This window comes from Novosphingobium endophyticum (assembly GCF_014640675.1).
Taxonomy (GTDB): Bacteria; Pseudomonadota; Alphaproteobacteria; order Sphingomonadales; family Sphingomonadaceae; genus Novosphingobium; species Novosphingobium endophyticum.
The window spans coordinates 36,058-52,134 of the sequence record NZ_BMHK01000015.1 but is presented as its reverse complement, the minus strand read 5'-3'; the positions used below and the strand labels follow the sequence as shown (position 1 = coordinate 52,134).

The window sequence follows — 16,077 nt, the reverse complement described above, 5'->3', positions numbered from 1 at the left end:
TGTCCTGGACGGGCGCTTTGCCGGTGAAAAGGCCGTGCTCCTGCGATTTCGTCTCGAAGGCCTCGTTTCGGCCGAGTTGAAGGTCCTTGCGCTGCGGCGCTTCCTCGCCCTGTGCCGCTATGGCCGCTTCGCGCGTTCCCTGTTCCCGCCCGATCCCGGCATGGCGCGCGCGATCGCCGTGCTGCGCGCCCACGATGCGCTTGTGGCCGGGGCCAGCCAACGCGAGATCGGCTGTGTGCTCTTCGGGGCCGCGCGCGTCGAGCGCGAATGGAATGGGACCTCCGATTCGCTGCGCTCGCGGGTGCGGCGCCTTATGCGCGATGCCCGAAGAATGGCACGCGGCGACTATCGCCTGATACTGCGAAAACACCGCCAGCCCAGGGGAGAGGATTCTCGCGCGGCGAGCCGCGAGGCCTGAGATCATACGCTCGCTGGCGACGCACTGCGCCTTTTCTCAATCGCGGCTTGGTCGCAAGTCTCAGCGCAGTTTCGCCGCCGCCCGTTTCCAGACTTGCTCGTCCGGCCAGGGCAGCTCGAGGTCTCCTGCCTGCCATGGTACCAGATCCAGCCGGTCGGGCCGGATCTTGCGCCGCTGTCTTGACGCGCATATCCGGCACCAGAAGCGAGCCCGCGCGCAGGCGAGACTGTCGTCCCAGCCGCGCCGGGCAAAGTGCCACCACAGGCCATGCGCCTCAAACCTTGCGCAGTGGCCGCATCCGCACACCGGCATCACGGAGCGGTGCAGCGTCGCGGCCTCCAGGATATGCGTTGCCACCATGAGGCCATCGCTCGACCAGCGCATGTCACAGCGGCAGCTCATCCTGCTCGTTTTGCACCAGGCGGGCTTCCCTCATCCGGAGCGCGGCCGTGCGCGCGAGCTGGCGGGCGGCATCCTCGCGCATCCACGCGCTCGGCGAGGTCAGGCCCGCACGTGCCCATTCCGGCGCGCTCAGCAGCGCTTCGGTGAGGTCTGTTTCGTCGATTCGGTCCATGTCCGCAAATGGAACATATAAAGAACATTCGTGCAAGCCCCATGTGACGATCCGTCGCCGGCGGGCCGCGGATCGATTGCGGGCACCCGCGCCTGGATGCTATCCTGGCCTGCGGGACAAGAGGAGCACTGGCCGCATCTGCAATCTCTATCGCCTGACCAGCCCGGCAGAGGCCGTAGGCGCGCTGTTTCGCGCGGAAGTCGCGGGCGGCATCAACCACGCCTCCCAGATCTATCCCGGCTACAAGGGCCTCGTCCTCGCCGGAGGGGCCGTCAGAGCCATGACCTGGGGTTTCCCGCTCGCCGTGATAGGGCGCGGCGGCGTGCGAGGCAGGCCCAGGCCCGTCAACAATGCACGCTCCGACCGTCTCGCCAGCCCTTTCTGGAAAAGCAGCTTCGAACATCGCCGGTGCCTGATCCCGCTCAGTGCATTCGCCGAAGCGCAAGGTCCCAAGGGGTGCAAGACGCGAACCTGGATCTCGCTGCCAGGCGAGCCCCTGTTTGCCTGCGCCGGGCTCTGGCGCGAAAGCGAGGAGTGGGGGCCTGTCTATGCCATGGTGATGACTGACGCCGCGCTGGCGACGGCGCAAGTCCACGAGCGCATGCCGGTCATTGTCCCGCCGCAGGCGCACGGCCAGTGGATGCGCGGCTCAAGCGCCGAAGCGCTGGCGCTGTGTGAGCCGTGGACCAGAGCGGTCACGATCGATCGCACCGACGAGCCCTGGGCGGGCCGCGCATAATCACGCGGGACGGCTTTGACGGCTGCGCGCGTTAATTTTCCTGCGACGGGCGCGTGCTATCGCGCCTGATCGAGGGGAATTGCCGATGAAGCAGGCCATGGCCGCCGTGGCCGTCCTGTCGCTCGCCATAGCGCCGACCGCGGCGCGCGAGAGCGATGCGCAGGTCGGGCAGCAGGTGATCGAGGATAGCATCGCCGGCTACCCGAGAAGCTGTCCGTGCCCCTAGAACCTCCTCGACCGCGGCGCTCGCAAATGCGGCGCGCGCAGCGCATGGAGCCGCCCCGGCGGCCGCAACTTCCAAATGCTATCCCGGCGACGTGAGCGCCGCTGAGGTGGCGGTTTATCGGGGCGCCGCTGAGTGACTACGTGCCTGCCGCCGCGTTGCCAGCGTCGGCCGCATTGTCTGCAAGTTAACTCGCGTTTGCCTGCGCCTTGGGCCATCATCGCCCATTCAGATGGAATCGGGGCGAGACATGCCGCGCGAATGGGCAAGCGATGAGGAAAAAGCCCGTGAGGCCCGCGATACGAAGTGGCTTCGCATCGATATGTGGGCCGAAGACATTGGCCTGGCGGCGATCATGCTGATTGTCTTGAAGTTCGCGTTCGGCTGACTTTGCATGGCCGCCCTTCTGGCGGCCGCTTTCGCTATCCTGGCCGCGCGCTTCGCAATCCTCCTGCAGGAAGGCCGCATCGCCCGTCGGGGGCGGCGCGGCCACCACGCTTCAGCATGCCGCCGGGATACTCACATCCACGGCCGCGCGAGGCCCAGGGCGACGAGATGCTCGCCTGCGTCCTCGCCGTTGACCGAAAGCCGCGCCAGCGTCCGGCCGTAGCGGTCTGTGCCGCTACGCGATATGGTGACGGGACCGCTTGCCAGGAATGACGCCAACGCCGCGCGGCTGCGCTCGGCGAGCGCATAATCGCACCAGCCCTGCCGGCGCCGGTCGGTGCATTTGGGGCTGCCGCGCAGTTCGGGCGCGTCGATGTTCTCGACGCGGATCCTCTCGCTTCCGCAGGTGCGGATCGTGTCGCCGTCGTGGACGTTGTCCACGCACAGGCCCGGCACCGTTTCAGCACCCGTCACCGCGCTTGCGATTGCAGGGACGGGCCGGCCCACCTCCATCCATGTGACCAAGGCCGCGCCGAGCAGGCCTCCGGCGACCAGGCCGCTCAGAGCGAGCAGGGCGCTCGGCGATCGCCGGCGTCTCGTGCGCGGCAGGCCTGGCCGCGGAGTGTGCCCGCGAAACTGCCGCACATTGCCGGGACGCCGCGCGATCTTGGGTTTCTTGCGCATGCTTGCCCGTATCCCCGCCCGCGCGCGGTCAGGCAAGTCCGATTAAGACGGGCTCTGCAGCCTGCCGGCAAGCGGTCCTCTGCGCGAACTGCCGTTTGCCGCGTCGGTGCATCGCTCTTCGCGGGGTCGGGTCGCGCCTGTACGACTTCGATCCCGCGGCGCCCGGGCCGGATCCCGGGCGGACAGGCATGGTCCTCATCCATGGCGCCTCGCGGCCGCGGCGCGACCGCGCTCTACTGCGCTAGCCTCGCCGATACTCGGGCGAGCTTCGCCGGGTCGCGCTTCGCCGCGTCCCGGCCTGCAGAGACGATCGCATGGCGCGGGAAGGTTGGGACCGGGCGCGCCATGCACGCGCTCGGTGATGCTGCGGACCTGCCGGGTCCGCTGCCCGCTATGATTGCCGGCCGGTCCCGGCTCCGCGTCATGCCCCCGCCGGTATCGCGCGAGGCCTCCATGTCGGCCGGCTCACCGATGGCGTCTTCGATTCGGCCATCGCGCTCCGCCTCGGGCGCTCGGGCGGCTCGATCCCGGGCAGCCGCTCACCCGCATCTTGCGAGCCGCCCCACCGCCCCAACGCCTGCATCACTGCCCCTCATAGGCCGGCGTGGCGGTGGGGCGACCGGTGGCAACAGCATGCGGTCAGGCGAACGGGCATGTCCGGTCCTCCAGCAACCCGCGTTCCAGAACGAGCTCGACTGCCCAGCCGCGGTGATGGCCCGGAGACGGTTCCTCCCGAGCCGCGGACCACCCCAGCTCCTGGCGGAAGGCCTGCGCCGGTCGGCGCGCCCGCGCAACGGCATTGCCGTCCTTCGCTTCGCTGCGGCCCTGGCGGGTGCGCGCGCGCCCCTGTGCCCTGCGCGAACGGGCCTCCGCCGCCGGGGATGGTCCCCGGCGCGAGAACGGAGACAGCTCATGTCAAGCTCACCACGTATAGATGTCTACGCGCGCGTCACCGACGCGATCGTCGCCGCGATTGAAGCTGGCCCCGGCACCTGGCGCATGCCGTGGCATCATACAGGCGCCGACGTCACGCGCCCGACCAACGTCGCCAGTGGTAAGCCCTATCGCGGCATAAATACCGTCTCGCTCTGGGCCGCTGCCTATGTGTGCGGCTATGCGAGCGGGGTCTGGGGCACCTATCGCCAGTGGCAGGCGCTCGGCGCGCAGGTCCGCAAGGGCGAGAAAGCCAGTCTCGGCGTTCTGTGGAAGGAGGTCCGCGCGAAGGGGGGCGAAGGCCGCGACGATGACGCGAGCGATGACGCGGATGATCGCCGCCGGCTCTTTGCCAGGGCCTTCAGCCTGTTCAACGCCGATCAGGTCGATGGCTATGCGCCCGAAGCGGCGCCGGTCCTGCCCGAGAGCGAACGCCTCGCCGCCGCGGATGCCTTCATCGCCGCACTCGGCATCGATAAGCTCTACGGATCTGCAAGCGCCTATTATCATATCGCCGAAGATCGCATCCACATGCCGGATTTCAGCACGTTCCACGACGTCCACGGCTTCTACGCCACCCATATTCACGAGGCAGCCCATGCCAGCGGCGCGGCCCATCGGCTCGACCGGGATTTCACCAAGCGCTGGACCGGCCACGCGCTCGCGATGGAGGAAGCGACCGCCGAGTTGACGGCATCGTTCCTGCTCGCTGATCTCGGCATCGCACACGAACCGCGAGAAGACCATGCGGCCTACATCGCCTCGTGGTCTGAGCTTCTCAAAAACCAGCCCCGGGCGATCTTCGCCGCTGCGAGCAAGGCGCAGGCGGCAGCCGACTGGATGCACGCCCGGCAGCCGTGATTGATTGCCGTGCCCAGGTGATTTCGATGGTCAGATGCTCGATCTCGGACTCCGGGCGGAGGCGTTCGCGCACTGCCGCCCGGTTGGCCGCACCGCGTACCGTAACGATTGCGGCATGCGCCGAAGGGCCGACCCGCCATACGTGCAGGTAAATGATCGAGGCGTCACCTCGCGCATTGTCGTAAGCACGCTCTTCCTCGACGAGGTGACCGTCCGCAGTGTCGAGCACGACCGCTGACCTGTCGCGTATCAGCGTCCACGACCGGCGTCCGATCGCCACCGCACCAACGATGCCCCGCAGTCCGAATCGGCAAGCCCCGCCGCTCTCGCCGAGCCGGGACCCCGCATGCCTGGCGGAGTGGATGCAGCAAGACAAACGCCGCTCGCGGCGTGAAAAATGGGCCGGGCGGCTGCCGCCGCCGGACCCGATTTTGACTTGCCCGTTTCTGAGCGGCCCGGGACATGGGGCACAGGGGCACAAGAAAGTGACCGCACTCGATAACGTGACCAAGCTCATCTCGCGGCTCTCTCCCGAGCCGGTCTGCGATGACTGCATCAGCAGGACACTGGACCTTAGCGCGCTCCAGCGCGCCGATCACAACACGCGCGAACTGGCAGGATCGAACGGCTTCGCGCCGCGCAAGGACGCCTGCAGCCCGTGCGGCGAAACCAAGCTGGTCAACGCGTATCACTGATCGGGCAGCCCACGTTGCCGGCCTGAATGGTTCGCCGGCCTGCGCACCTTCGCATTGGGTTCAGCGCCCGTCCGGTCTTGTATTGAAGCGCCCAAATCCTGACATTCCCGGCTCTCGTCCGTCCGATTCGCGAGCGCTGTTCATCCCTCTCGGCCTGCTTTCTGGCAAAGTGACCGGCTGCATGGGCCATCGACCTGGAACGGTCGCGCATCCGGCAAAACCGCCGCCCGCGGCTTATTTCCCCGGCCGCCCGCGGCGGCCTCCTCGCGCACGCTTCGCTGCAAATAAGCCTTGTTGCTGGCGGCCCTGCGCTTCGCTGCGGCCCTTCGGGTTCGTCGGCTGCGCTATGCCCGTTCCTGCCGGCTCGACCCATCGCCCGGCACTTTCGCCGAGGCGAGGAGCAAGAAGGAGATGAACAATGGCAGCCATCGGTTTCGTGACGCGCGAGGGACAGGCCTTCAAGGGCGAGCTCAGGACCCTCTCGATCAGGGCGGACATCATGATCGTGCCCAATTCGCGCAAGACCGGCGAGAACCAGCCCGATTACCGGGTGACGTCGGGCAGCGTCGAGGTCGGCGCAGGCTGGCTTCGCCGATCGGAGACATCCGGGAACGCCTACGTTTCGCTCAGCCTCGCGGCTCCCGAATTCGGTCCGCGCCGGCTCTACGCCAACCTCGGCCGCGCCGCCGGCCAGGACGATGACGATACTTTCGCCATCATCTGGAACCCCGCCGACTGAACGGGCCGGGCCCCGCGCCGTAAGGCGCGGGGCCTTCCTTTTTCCGTTCCTGCGATGCGCGCGGCGACCGGATCTTCGATGCGCTTGCTGCCTTGGCGGGGAGAGGGTCGAATTTGCCTCTAGCCGTTTTCGACCCTGCCGCCCAAGGGCCGGCCCCGCCAGACCGGGTGCCTGACGCGGCGGCACGGGGCCGCCCGCGAGCAAAGGCCCTCCTGACATGGAAGACCCGGACAATATCGGCCGCGCGCAGCGTGCCAGGAACGGTTCACCGTTCCTAACAACGCCCCAGGCGGCAAATTACCTCAACATCTCCGACCGGCTCCTGAAGCGCCTGCGCGTGCGCGGGAAAGGCCCGGTTTTCCGCCGCCACAGCCGCTACGTTCTCTACCATATCGATGATCTCGATGCCTGGAGCTGCGAGCAGGCCGGCAGGGGGAAAGGGCAGTGAGTGCGCGCCGGACCTCGACGGGCGACGCGCCGCTTCTCGCCTGGGGCGAGGCCCTGCGCGCCGCGCGTGAGCGCCGCCGCAGGCGCATCAAGGCGGCCGTGGCCATCGCGGCCGGCAGCGCTGCGCTTGGTCTCACCATCGTCTGCCCGCCCGCGCCGCGCCTCGTGTGGAACGCCAGCGCAAGTGCGCCTGTCGGCCTCTACGCCGTGAGGCCGAAGGCGCGCATCGAACCGGGTGGGGTGGTGCTCGCGAGACTGCCGATGAGCTGGCGGCGCCTCGCCGCCCGGCGGCGCTACATCCCTGCGAAGGTGCCGCTGATAAAGCGCGTGGCGGCCGGTCCCGGCGATGAAGTCTGCGCACTTGGAAACAGCATTTTCATCAATGGCGCGCCCGCCGCGCAGCGTCTCAGGATCGACGCGCAAGGGCGGCCGATGCCGCGCTGGCAGGGTTGCCGGACGCTCAGGGCAGGGCAATGGTTCCTGCTCATGCGCGAGCGCCCGGGTTCCTTCGACGGGCGCTATTTCGGGGTCACGTCAGGGTCGGATATCATTGGTCCGGTGAGGCTCCTGTGGAGGCGCTGAGGAGCGTTGTCGCAGCCGCGCTGCTGCTTGCGGCGACGCCCCTTCGCGCCGATGAAGTCGGGCGCTGGCGCCCGCTCGTTGCTGAAGCCTCAGAGCGCTTCGGCGTGCCGGCAGACTGGATCGAGCGCGTCATGCGCGCGGAAAGCGGTGGCCGCACCCGCCTCGATGGCCGGCCGATCCGCAGCGCAAAGGGCGCCATCGGTCTCATGCAGCTCATGCCCGGAACCTGGTCGGACATGCGTACGCGGCTTGGCCTCGGCCGCGATCCCGACGATCCGCGCGACAACATAATGGCCGGCACCTTCTACCTGCGCCAGCTTTACGACCGGTTTGGTTATCCCGGTCTGTTCGCCGCGTACAACGCGGGTCCCGCGCGCTACGAGCAGTACCTGGCGGGGCGGCCTCTGCCCGCTGAAACCAGAGCCTATCTTGCCGGCATGGGCGTCGCCCCGGACCGGGCTGGGGAAGCCGAGCCGCAAACGCTTTTCCTCGTGCGCCGCGACCGCGCACCCGGTCCGAACGACGGGGACGCGGCCCCGCCGGTCGATCCCCTCTTCGCGGTCAGGACGGATGCCGATTAGAGCGCGCCGCACGGCTGAGAGGAGGGAGGGCTCGTCGGACGATTCCCAGCATGACGGGCGGCGGCGCGCCTATCAAGGCCCGCGGGTACCCCCCAATTTGCTGCGCAAATCGGTTCCCCCCACGTCCGCTTCGCGGCGCGCCGGCTTTGCCGGCGCGGCCCTGACAGCCGTGCCGCCGCCCGTCTCCGACAGGTCGTTCCAGACATCAGGAACGATCAAGAAGGAGCATCTCATGCATACTGAAAGCAGCATCACGCAGGTTCGGGACACAATCCTTTCAGCGCTGGTCCAAGGCCTTGAAACCGAGTTCGGCCACGGTGCGGGTGAGGCGCTCGCACAGCGCTTTCTCGAGGCCGAGGAATGCGATTTTCTCTGGGATGCACGGTGCTCGGAGCGCTGGCTGGGCAGCTATCCGGGCGCCGATGACGATGAAATCGAACTCGAACGCATAGCCATTTGCGGGCGGCTGGGCAGGTGCTGGTTCGCCGCAACGCTGATCGTTGATGGTGAAGGCAGTCCGCACGGCGTGATCGCGCGGCGCGATTTCGCTCGGCGCCAGGCAGCTGAGCGGGCCTATGCGCACGCGCGCTGAGGTTTGCGGCAGTGAGGAGCGGCGCCAGCCAGGCGCTGCTCTCTCTTTTTGTCCGTCGGGGGTGGTGAAGGGGCAGGAGAGGGCGGACAACAACAAGATAGAGGCAGTGTCTCGCGGACACTGTCAGGCCTTTGTCTACACATCGCTTTTTCGCGAGATTCCGGGCCTTCGCGCGAGACGGTCGCGAGACTCCCATTTCAGGAGTGCAATCCATGAGCGATGACGACCAGTTCGAACTGCGCCTTGGCAGGCAGCGCGGCGCGGGGACCAGGCGGCCGGCGAGCTATGCAAGCCGGGTTGCGGTTGCAGCCCGCCTCAATGCTGGCAAGGGCGCAGCCAGATCACGGCGTTTCGACGGCAGCCGGATCGGCCGCGGCGCGGGGCTGGGCCGGCTACTCTCCAGCCGCGACGGGCTGGCCGCCTCTCGTACGCGCCGCACGGTCGTGAAGACGCGGCTCGTACGCCTCGGCGGCCGGAGCATGGGAGCGGCGAAAGCGCACCTCCGTTATCTCCAGCGTGACGGCGTTACCCGCGAAGGCACGCCCGGCGAGCTGTATGGCGCCGAGACCAATCACGCCGACGGAAAGGCGTTCCTCGAACGCAGCCGGGATGACCGGCACCAGTTCCGCTTCATCGTCTCGGCCGAGGACGGTGATCTCTACCCGGATCTCAAACCCTTCATCCGCCGGCTGATGAGCCAGGTCGAAGAGGACCTGGGAACGCGGCTCGACTGGATCGCGGTCGACCATTTCAACACCGGTCATCCGCACAGCCATGTAGTGCTGCGCGGCGTCGATGATCGCGGGCAGAATCTGGTGATCGCACGCGAGTACATCAGCCACGGGCTGCGTGAACGCGCGGCGGAGCTGGTAACGCTCGATCTGGGGCCTCGCACAACCCACGAAATCGAGCAGCGATTGCGCCATGATGTCGGGCAGGAAAGACTGACCGCGATCGACCGGCGCCTCATCGCGCGAATGGACGCCGGGCGGGCTGTTGCGCAGCATGCGAATGATCCCCTGTTTCACGCCCTCGAGAGGGGCCGGCTGCAGGTGCTGAAGCGCATGGATCTCGCCGAGGACCTTGGCGGCGGGAACTGGCGGCTTGCCGCAGGAATCGAGGACACGCTGCGCACCATGGGCGAGCGCGGGGACATCATCCGCCTCATGCAGCGCGAACTGACCCGGGCAAAACTGGCGCGAAGCGATCATCGGATATACGGCCCCGGCTCCGGGCTGCTGGTTGGAAAAGTGATTACCCGCGGGCTGGCCGACGAGCACCGCGATCGCCATTACCTGCTGGTCGATGGCATCGACGGCCATTCGCACTACGTGGACATCGGCAGGGCAGGATCGCTCGAGTCGCTGCCCGAGGGAGCGACAGTGCGGATCGCGCCCGCAGCGGCGCGGGTGCGCGCGATAGACCATGCCATCGCCGACGTCGCCGCAGCCAGCGATGGACGCTATTCGATTGCGCTTCACTTGCGCCACGACCGTTCGGCGACGCAGGCGTTCGCCGAAACGCATGTGCGCCGGCTCGAAGCCATGCGCCGCGCGCGCCTTGGCGTGGTCCGCGATCCTGACGGCACCTGGCAGATTGCCGCCGACCATCTCGATCAGGCCGAGCGCTTTGAACAGCGCTTGCTTCGTGAACGGCCTGTCATCGTTGAACTGGTTTCCCCCGAGCCTGTTGATCGGTTGGCCGGGATCGAGGGCGCGACGTGGCTCGACAAGGAGCTGTCGGCGCCTTCGGGGATGCATGTGCGCGATGCCGGCTTCGGGCGCGAGCTGCGCGAGGCGCTCGATGCCCGCCGGCAATGGCTGGTCGACCAGGATCTGGCGGAAATGGAGCGGGAGGGGATCAGGCTGCGGACGAACGCGTTGACGATTCTTCAGCGCCGTGAGTTGTTGCGCATAGCGGCCCGGCTGTGCAGTGATACGGGCAAGGACTTTGTAGAGACGAAGATCGGCGAGCGGATCGAGGGCAGGGTGGTACGCCGGATCGACATGGCCTCGGGGCGTTTTGCGCTGATCGAGAAATCCCGGGAATTCACGCTGGTGCCCTGGCGGCCGGTGATGGAGAAACAGATCGGCCGGAAGGCCAGCGGCATCCTGCGCGAGAGCGGGATCAGCTGGCGTTTCGGGCGGGGGCGGAAAGGTCCGGAGATTTCGTGAATTTGGCGGCCAGCGCGGCGCTGGCTCGAGTTCCTGGAATGGGCCGCCGCTTTCGTGTCAAAGGGCCACAATGGTGAAACCGATCAGGGCGGATGGAAACAGTCGTGACGCGGCGCAGGGTGAAGGTGTTCTTCGATGGCGGCTGCCGCCCCAATCCCGGCCGCATGGAGGCAGCGGTTGTAGTGCGCGGCGCCGTGCACCTGTTCGATGACCTGGGACCTGGCACAAGCAGCGATGCCGAATGGCTGGCACTGATCCGCGCGCTGGAACTGTCGCAGTCGCTGGGCCTGACCGATATCGAACTGATTGGCGATGCGCTCGAAGTGATTACGCAGGCCAATTGTACCCTTACAAGCGGTGGCGCCGCGCGAAGTCACGCCGCCACGTTTCTGTCCTTGGCGGCCAAGGTGCCGCCAGCACGTATTCGCTGGATCAAGCGTGAGCAAAATCTGGCAGGTATTGCTTTGGCCGCCCGGCATCCGAGATAGCATCGCCCGGAAACTCTTCAGCCGGCACAGCACTCGTTCTCATCAGTATTGTGTTGCCTGAAGCCTTCAGCCTTTGGGCGTTACCCAGACCTCCATCGGAGCAACGAATTTACCCGGCGCCGGCTTTTCCGACATGTACGCGATCGGCAGTAACGAATTCTCCGGTTGCGAGGTTGAAACTGGCCCATGGCTTGGGCATCCGCCCGAAGGTCATCTTCTGGATCGGTTGGGCTTTGTCGCGCAAATCTCTGAGGGATTCCGGACATGAATCCAGTCTGTTAGTGGGCGGGGGATGAGCAAGCCGCCCCCTGCACGTTATCGCACGACGAACTGGAAGTCCTACAATGCGGCGTTGGCGAAGCGGGGCTCACTTCGGATCTGGTTTGATCCGGGGATGCAGTGGTTGTCCCCGCCGACCGGCAAGCGCGGGCGCCAGCCTGTGTTCTCGGATGCAGCGATCCAAGTTTGCCTAACGCTGAAAGCGCTGTTCAAGCTGCCTTTGCGCCAGACCACGGGCATGATTGCGAGTGTTCTGGAGATGGCAGGCCTCGATTGGCCGGTGCCGGATTTCAGCACGCTGAGCCGGAGGCAGAAGACCCTGCTTGTCGAAATTCCATGCCGCCCCAGTTCGGGAGCGTTGCATCTGCTGGTCGACAGCACGGGGATCAAGCGATGGGCGATGGAGAATGGTGCGCGCGCAAACACGGCCCTTCCAAGCGCCGCCAGTGGCGCAAGGTCCACCTTGGTGTCGATGCCCGGACACTCGAGATCCGCGCCATCGAGATTATCGGCAGCCGGGTCGGAGATGCTCCCATGTCGCCTGAACTGCTGGGGCAGATTTCCAAAGATCAGCCTATTGCCACGGTCAGCGCCGATGGAGCTTACGATACAAAGGCCTGCCACGACGCAATTGCCGCACGCGAGGCCTGTGCAGTCATCCCCGCCCGCCGGAACGCCCGGCCATGGCCCGAAAGCACGCCTGGCGTTCAAGCCCGCAATGAAACCGTTCGTGCTAGCGGCCGTCTCGGCAGGACAATCTGGAAGCGCTGGAGCGGCTATTGCCAGCGCAGCCGCGCCGAGACCAAGATGCATTGCTTCAAGCTGTTGGGCGCACGCGTCATGGCTCGAGAGTTTGATCGCCAGGTCGCTGAACTGCAAATCCGTGCCGCCATCCTCAACCGCTTCACTGCACTCGGAACGCCCGAAACTCAGAGCGTAGGGTAAACCCCGACCTCCAAAGCCCGAATGCTAACCCCGAGCCGATTTGCGCAACAAAGCCGGGTAGCGGCGGTTTTACGTTTTGCAGGCTGTCCATCAGACCACTCCTCAGAGAACATGCAACGCCGCCGCTGTAGCGCAGTTCCCGGCAGCAAATCTGAGGCTGATCCATATTGAGCCGGCGCCGAGGGTTTCGATCGCTGCCCGCATGTTCGGGACGGGCGGGAGGCGGGGAAAGCCGCCAAGAATGCGGTCATTCCCTCGCTGCGCGCGCGTTCCTGAAACCACTGTTCATTCAGAATCTGATTTTCGCAGACCCGGCCGTAAGATAATCGGGGACGACCTTGACGACAGCCTGTTGTCTTCGCTTGTTTTACGGGAGGTAATGTCCCGCAGCGTGACGACCGTGCCGGCAATGCTGCCATTGCGTTTCAGGAGGCCTATCGAACCTTCAAGTACGATGTCCGGTCGCAGCATCGGCGAGAATTCAAAAGTTCCACGATGCGCATGGCCGGTCCTGGCAGCAATGCGCATTTTGCAAGCAATGTCATGCGCGAGCGGCGATACGACATCCACCGATCGTCCCAGAATTTCCGCCGGGGCAAGGCCGAGATATTTTTGGAGCGGTCCATCTGCCCATCTGCATATGCCGGCAAGATCGAAACTCACCATGCCTTCGGGCGAATGGGCCATGACGAGCCGCAGCGCCTCTTCCTTTTCTGCCAGGAGCTGCTGGGTCTCCTTGCGAGAGGAAACGATCGCCGCGACCGGCAACGCCGTTGCAAGCAACACGGCCAGGTAGAACTGGAAATAGAATTCCTGCACATCGGGCGGATACTGTACCAAAGCAACAGGGCCATCGCCCCTGAACATGGCCGTCGCCCCGATGAGCGCTACGGTCATGGCGCCCACCATAGCCCCCGATCGACCGAGCTTGAAGGCGAGCAGCAGGAGGGAAGAAATCGGGAGGAAGAGTAAGGGAAGTTTGTCTTGGACGAAGACGAAGAAGGTGAGCAGGCCATGAAGACCGTGCAAGCCGAGCGTCTCGAGCTTCTCGATGGGCGTTTTTGACTTGAAGGAGCGGCCGTAGCTGCCGTCAAGCACGGCTTGCATAAACGGCGCCAGGATAAGAAAGCCCAACGCATTGCTCAGATACCACCGGACGAAAGAGGAGATGAAAGCTTCGCCATAATTGCCTTCGGTCGCCAGCGATCCCAGCGTTGCTCCGAAAACCGGAGCGACAAGGCCCGCGCAGAGAATGAATCGGAATGTGCTGCCGGCATTGGCAAGCACGCTCTCGGATTTGTCGATTCTTGATATTAGCCAGGCGGCGAGCCAAGTCTGCGCCATATTGATCCCGCCGTAGAAAATCAGTCCAGGCATCCAGCCGCGCGTCAGGGTATTTGCAGCCAGATTGCCGCACCAGCCGGCGAGCAAAATGTAGGGCCAATGCTGCTTCGGATGCTTGAGGAGGAGCGCCAGAATGATAGCGTCGGCAGGCCACATGGTTGCATGGTTGCGGCCGTCGCTCGTCAGAAAGATGGTCGTTGTCGCCAGCACAGTATAGCCGATGCCGCCGATGAGGGCGCCATCAACGCATTCGTGCCACGGTCCTTTGAGTGTACATTTTCTGGCAACCATAGCGGTTCCATGTACCGTGACCGGTTAAAAACTATACAAGAGCTGGCACTCTTGGTGGCGCGCACGCCAAGGACGGCGTCATTCGCCGACTCAAACTCGCTCGCTGATAGCTGCTGACCGTTCACACGGCATACCAACTCCCGGAGACGACCGGGGAGTTGGTAAAATGCGCATATCAGCGCTCCGAACGGATCCGTGCGAAGCCGACTTAGTAGCCGAGATACCGGAGTGAGGTCCAAAATGAGGAATGGTCCGGCGGTAGCACTGCCGTAGATTTTCCAGAACGGATTTTCGGCCGACGTGGACATGTCGTCAATGGGCACGTTCCAGAAGCAGGTGCCGCGAAACGCAGCCAACATGACGATGATCGGTGCCGCAGCACCCGCCGACGACGCGCAGGTTCGGGAGCAGCCTGGCAAGCTGCCCGTGCAGGAAGCCGAATTCCTCCGGATCGCCTTCATCGAGCGTCTCTGAAGCGTCGAGCGCCTCGTGGCTCAACCGAGAGGCATTGGCCCTCAGTCCGCCGATGCGCGACATCCAACCTGCGCCCGTTGCCAGGACATCGCGGAAATGGTCCGGATGTGCACAGTTCAGCATGTAGTAGGCCGGCACATAATCCGTCGCTTCGTCGACGGTTTGGATCGCTTCGCCGAGCGCATCCCCGCTCGGCAGTCGTCCATCCGTTTCCACCGTAAAGGAGACGACGACGGGAAGATCTTGCAACCGGGCGGCCCGCGCGATTCCGATGGCCTCAGCAACATTCGTCATCGTAATCGCCGAGATCATGTCCACCCCCGCATGTGCCAGCGTGCGAATCTGCGGCAGGTGCATGGCCATGGATTGGTCCGCGCTTGGCAGCCTTTCCGGAGCATACGCGTCGCCTGCCGGGCCGATCACGCCGTTCAGCAGGATGTCCGGCACACGGGCTTGCCATCGCGAACGCACCGACTGCGCAAACCTGACTGCCTCGCTGCTCAGGCGAAGAAGCTCGTCCGGAGTCAGCCGCAGCTTGGGGGCCCATTCAATGCAGCCACGCCATGTGTTGGTATCAAGCACGAAACCGGTACGCGCTTCCTCGGCGATCGCCAGAAAGCCGTCGAAATAGCTGCGCATTGCCTGTCTTGCGCGATTATCGTCCATCAGCGTGATCGCTGCGAATTCCGGTGCTTCGAAACCCTGCAGAAAGAACAGCCAGGTTTCCAGCCCGCCATCGGTCAGGAAGGGGCGATCGGCGTTGAGCAACTTCTCTGCTTTGGTCACAACAAGTCTCCTCATGCGGTGCTGTTTGCTGACCCGATTATGGAGAGGTGGCCGAGCCGGGAGATAGCCGTCTTGTGGTACGGCTGCGTACGGATTTGTGCTCTTTTGTTTTCAGTTACTTGGATATTTCAGCTGGGACTATGGGAACAAGGCGTTGGCAAAAACCACACTTGCGGTACTGTACCTCCGGTTCAGTATTGAGGGGAGTATCGGTGGCGCGCGGAAGCGAGACCCGCACGAAGATCCTGGATGTCGCACAGGCCGCAATCCTGACGAAAGGCTTCGATGCGACGTCCATAGACGAGATTGTGGCCGCCGCCGAGATCACCAAGAGTGGCTTTTTCTATCATTTTCGGGACAAGAATGCGCTCGCCCATGCGCTGATCGAACGTCACATCGAAATCGAGGACAAGCTTTTCGATGCCTTGTTCGACCGAGCCCGCGAACTGGGCGACGATCCCTTGCAGACGATGCTCATCGGGCTCAAGCTGCTGGCCGAACTGCTCGATATGCCCGGCGGCCATCCCGGATGTATCGTGGCGACCGCTGCGTATCAGGATCGCCTTTTCGACCGCAAGGTGCGTGATGCAAACGCACGCGCTGTACTGGGCTGGCGGCGACGTTTCCGATCCATGCTCGAAGCAATTGCCCAGGTCTATCCGATGCAGGATGATGTCGATCTGAACCATCTTGCCGACATGGTTAGTGCGGTTATCGAAGGTGGCCTGATCATGTCCCGCGCGCTGGGAGAATCATCCATCACATCCCAGCAGGTATTGCTCATGCGATCCTACCTGAAGATCCTGTTCTCGCCAGGAATCCAATAAGGTGAGAGAGCCGC

At 64.9% G+C, this 16,077-nt stretch carries 20 protein-coding genes and 1 pseudogene; 16 read left to right on the top strand and 5 right to left on the bottom strand.

Going from position 1 to position 16,077, the window contains the following annotated elements; translation table 11 throughout:
* The first annotated feature begins 34 nt into the window (after positions 1 to 34).
* Positions 35 to 418, top strand: a complete 384-nt coding sequence (locus IEX32_RS12255; protein ID WP_188771823.1) for a DUF2285 domain-containing protein — start codon at positions 35 to 37, stop codon at positions 416 to 418.
* A 60-nt stretch (positions 419 to 478) separates the two neighbouring features.
* Here IEX32_RS12255 and IEX32_RS12250 read toward each other — a convergent pair whose 3' ends face one another.
* Both IEX32_RS12250 and IEX32_RS12245 read right to left on the bottom strand, forming a co-directional pair.
* A complete protein-coding gene (locus IEX32_RS12250) occupies positions 479 to 820 on the bottom strand; it encodes a hypothetical protein (protein ID WP_229736350.1) in 342 nt (113 codons plus the stop codon).
* Positions 804 to 992, bottom strand: coding sequence for a DUF6771 family protein (locus IEX32_RS12245; protein WP_188771822.1), 189 nt, complete (start codon positions 990 to 992; stop codon positions 804 to 806). The genes IEX32_RS12250 and IEX32_RS12245 overlap by 17 nt, the downstream gene beginning before the upstream one ends.
* A gap of 76 nt (positions 993 to 1,068) precedes the next feature.
* Here IEX32_RS12245 and IEX32_RS12240 point away from each other — a divergent pair, with 76 nt between their 5' ends.
* From IEX32_RS12240 to IEX32_RS12230, 3 genes are all read left to right on the top strand, one after another.
* On the top strand, positions 1,069 to 1,731 hold the full coding sequence (locus IEX32_RS12240; RefSeq protein WP_229736349.1) for an SOS response-associated peptidase: 663 nt from the start codon (positions 1,069 to 1,071) through the stop codon (positions 1,729 to 1,731).
* 85 nt (positions 1,732 to 1,816) lie between these two features.
* A complete protein-coding gene (locus tag IEX32_RS12235; RefSeq protein WP_188771821.1) occupies positions 1,817 to 1,957 on the top strand; it encodes a hypothetical protein in 141 nt (46 codons plus the stop codon).
* 247 nt (positions 1,958 to 2,204) lie between these two features.
* Positions 2,205 to 2,342, top strand: a complete 138-nt coding sequence (locus IEX32_RS12230) for a hypothetical protein (RefSeq protein WP_188771820.1) — start codon at positions 2,205 to 2,207, stop codon at positions 2,340 to 2,342.
* A gap of 131 nt (positions 2,343 to 2,473) precedes the next feature.
* Here the strand turns inward: IEX32_RS12230 and IEX32_RS21020 are convergent, their stop codons facing one another.
* Positions 2,474 to 3,025, bottom strand: a complete 552-nt coding sequence (locus IEX32_RS21020; protein ID WP_308421046.1) for a thermonuclease family protein — start codon at positions 3,023 to 3,025, stop codon at positions 2,474 to 2,476.
* A 912-nt stretch (positions 3,026 to 3,937) separates the two neighbouring features.
* Here IEX32_RS21020 and IEX32_RS12220 point away from each other — a divergent pair.
* The 11 genes and pseudogenes from IEX32_RS12220 to IEX32_RS12175 all read left to right on the top strand — a co-directional run bounded on the left by IEX32_RS12220 (position 3,938) and on the right by IEX32_RS12175 (position 12,341).
* A complete protein-coding gene (locus IEX32_RS12220) occupies positions 3,938 to 4,819 on the top strand; it encodes an ArdC family protein (RefSeq protein ID WP_188771819.1) in 882 nt (293 codons plus the stop codon).
* Between the two features lie 115 nt (positions 4,820 to 4,934).
* Positions 4,935 to 5,057 (top strand): hypothetical protein, encoded by a 123-nt coding sequence (locus IEX32_RS20940; protein WP_268236742.1) that lies wholly within the window; start codon positions 4,935 to 4,937, stop codon positions 5,055 to 5,057.
* A 247-nt stretch (positions 5,058 to 5,304) separates the two neighbouring features.
* Complete coding sequence (locus tag IEX32_RS12215) at positions 5,305 to 5,514, top strand: hypothetical protein (RefSeq protein WP_188771818.1); 210 nt, start codon at positions 5,305 to 5,307, stop codon at positions 5,512 to 5,514.
* Positions 5,515 to 5,932: 418 nt separating this feature from the next.
* Entirely contained in the window at positions 5,933 to 6,253 is a 321-nt protein-coding gene (locus IEX32_RS12210) for a DUF736 domain-containing protein (RefSeq protein ID WP_188771817.1), read from the top strand.
* A 217-nt stretch (positions 6,254 to 6,470) separates the two neighbouring features.
* Positions 6,471 to 6,701, top strand: coding sequence for a helix-turn-helix domain-containing protein (locus tag IEX32_RS12205; protein ID WP_188771816.1), 231 nt, complete (start codon positions 6,471 to 6,473; stop codon positions 6,699 to 6,701).
* Positions 6,698 to 7,282 (top strand): S26 family signal peptidase, encoded by a 585-nt coding sequence (locus IEX32_RS12200; protein WP_188771815.1) that lies wholly within the window; start codon positions 6,698 to 6,700, stop codon positions 7,280 to 7,282. Before IEX32_RS12205 ends, IEX32_RS12200 begins: the two co-directional genes overlap by 4 nt.
* A complete protein-coding gene (locus IEX32_RS12195; RefSeq protein WP_229736348.1) occupies positions 7,270 to 7,863 on the top strand; it encodes a lytic transglycosylase domain-containing protein in 594 nt (197 codons plus the stop codon). Before IEX32_RS12200 ends, IEX32_RS12195 begins: the two co-directional genes overlap by 13 nt.
* A 232-nt stretch (positions 7,864 to 8,095) precedes the next feature.
* Positions 8,096 to 8,455, top strand: coding sequence for a hypothetical protein (locus tag IEX32_RS12190; protein ID WP_188771813.1), 360 nt, complete (start codon positions 8,096 to 8,098; stop codon positions 8,453 to 8,455).
* A gap of 212 nt (positions 8,456 to 8,667) precedes the next feature.
* The gene (gene rlxS / locus IEX32_RS12185) at positions 8,668 to 10,629 is read left to right on the top strand and encodes a relaxase/mobilization nuclease RlxS (RefSeq protein WP_188771812.1); all 1,962 of its coding nucleotides are present in this window, start codon (positions 8,668 to 8,670) and stop codon (positions 10,627 to 10,629) included.
* Between the two features lie 92 nt (positions 10,630 to 10,721).
* Positions 10,722 to 11,117: a ribonuclease HI gene (locus tag IEX32_RS12180; RefSeq protein ID WP_188771811.1), complete on the top strand. Its 396-nt coding sequence runs from the start codon at positions 10,722 to 10,724 to the stop codon at positions 11,115 to 11,117.
* 292 nt (positions 11,118 to 11,409) lie between these two features.
* Positions 11,410 to 12,341 (top strand): annotated as a pseudogene (locus IEX32_RS12175) (IS5 family transposase).
* A 285-nt stretch (positions 12,342 to 12,626) separates the two neighbouring features.
* On the opposite strand, the gene IEX32_RS12170 reads toward IEX32_RS12175, so the two are convergent.
* Both IEX32_RS12170 and IEX32_RS12165 read right to left on the bottom strand, forming a co-directional pair.
* Positions 12,627 to 13,976: an MASE1 domain-containing protein gene (locus IEX32_RS12170; protein ID WP_188771810.1), complete on the bottom strand. Its 1,350-nt coding sequence runs from the start codon at positions 13,974 to 13,976 to the stop codon at positions 12,627 to 12,629.
* A gap of 312 nt (positions 13,977 to 14,288) precedes the next feature.
* A complete protein-coding gene (locus IEX32_RS12165; protein ID WP_229736347.1) occupies positions 14,289 to 15,236 on the bottom strand; it encodes a homocysteine S-methyltransferase family protein in 948 nt (315 codons plus the stop codon).
* A gap of 212 nt (positions 15,237 to 15,448) precedes the next feature.
* On the opposite strand from IEX32_RS12165, the gene IEX32_RS12160 reads away from it, so the two are divergent.
* Positions 15,449 to 16,063, top strand: a complete 615-nt coding sequence (locus IEX32_RS12160; RefSeq protein ID WP_188771808.1) for a TetR/AcrR family transcriptional regulator — start codon at positions 15,449 to 15,451, stop codon at positions 16,061 to 16,063.
* Positions 16,064 to 16,077: the final 14 nt, after the last annotated feature.

Excerpts from the sequence above, each read along its gene's own strand:
- IEX32_RS12230 (WP_188771820.1), top strand. The coding sequence starts at position 2,205 with ATGCCGCGCGAATGGGCAAGCGATGAGGAAAAAGCCCGTGAGGCCCGC.
- IEX32_RS12205 (WP_188771816.1), top strand. The coding sequence starts at position 6,471 with ATGGAAGACCCGGACAATATCGGCCGCGCGCAGCGTGCCAGGAACGGT.
- IEX32_RS12210 (WP_188771817.1), top strand. The coding sequence starts at position 5,933 with ATGGCAGCCATCGGTTTCGTGACGCGCGAGGGACAGGCCTTCAAGGGC.
- IEX32_RS12250 (WP_229736350.1), bottom strand. The coding sequence starts at position 820 with ATGAGCTGCCGCTGTGACATGCGCTGGTCGAGCGATGGCCTCATGGTG.
- rlxS (WP_188771812.1), top strand. The coding sequence starts at position 8,668 with ATGAGCGATGACGACCAGTTCGAACTGCGCCTTGGCAGGCAGCGCGGC.
- IEX32_RS20940 (WP_268236742.1), top strand. The coding sequence starts at position 4,935 with ATGCGCCGAAGGGCCGACCCGCCATACGTGCAGGTAAATGATCGAGGC.
- IEX32_RS12190 (WP_188771813.1), top strand. The coding sequence starts at position 8,096 with ATGCATACTGAAAGCAGCATCACGCAGGTTCGGGACACAATCCTTTCA.
- IEX32_RS12245 (WP_188771822.1), bottom strand. The coding sequence starts at position 992 with ATGGACCGAATCGACGAAACAGACCTCACCGAAGCGCTGCTGAGCGCG.
- IEX32_RS12180 (WP_188771811.1), top strand. The coding sequence starts at position 10,722 with ATGGAAACAGTCGTGACGCGGCGCAGGGTGAAGGTGTTCTTCGATGGC.
- IEX32_RS12235 (WP_188771821.1), top strand. The coding sequence starts at position 1,817 with ATGAAGCAGGCCATGGCCGCCGTGGCCGTCCTGTCGCTCGCCATAGCG.
- IEX32_RS21020 (WP_308421046.1), bottom strand. The coding sequence starts at position 3,025 with ATGCGCAAGAAACCCAAGATCGCGCGGCGTCCCGGCAATGTGCGGCAG.
- IEX32_RS12170 (WP_188771810.1), bottom strand. The coding sequence starts at position 13,976 with ATGGTTGCCAGAAAATGTACACTCAAAGGACCGTGGCACGAATGCGTT.
- IEX32_RS12220 (WP_188771819.1), top strand. The coding sequence starts at position 3,938 with ATGTCAAGCTCACCACGTATAGATGTCTACGCGCGCGTCACCGACGCG.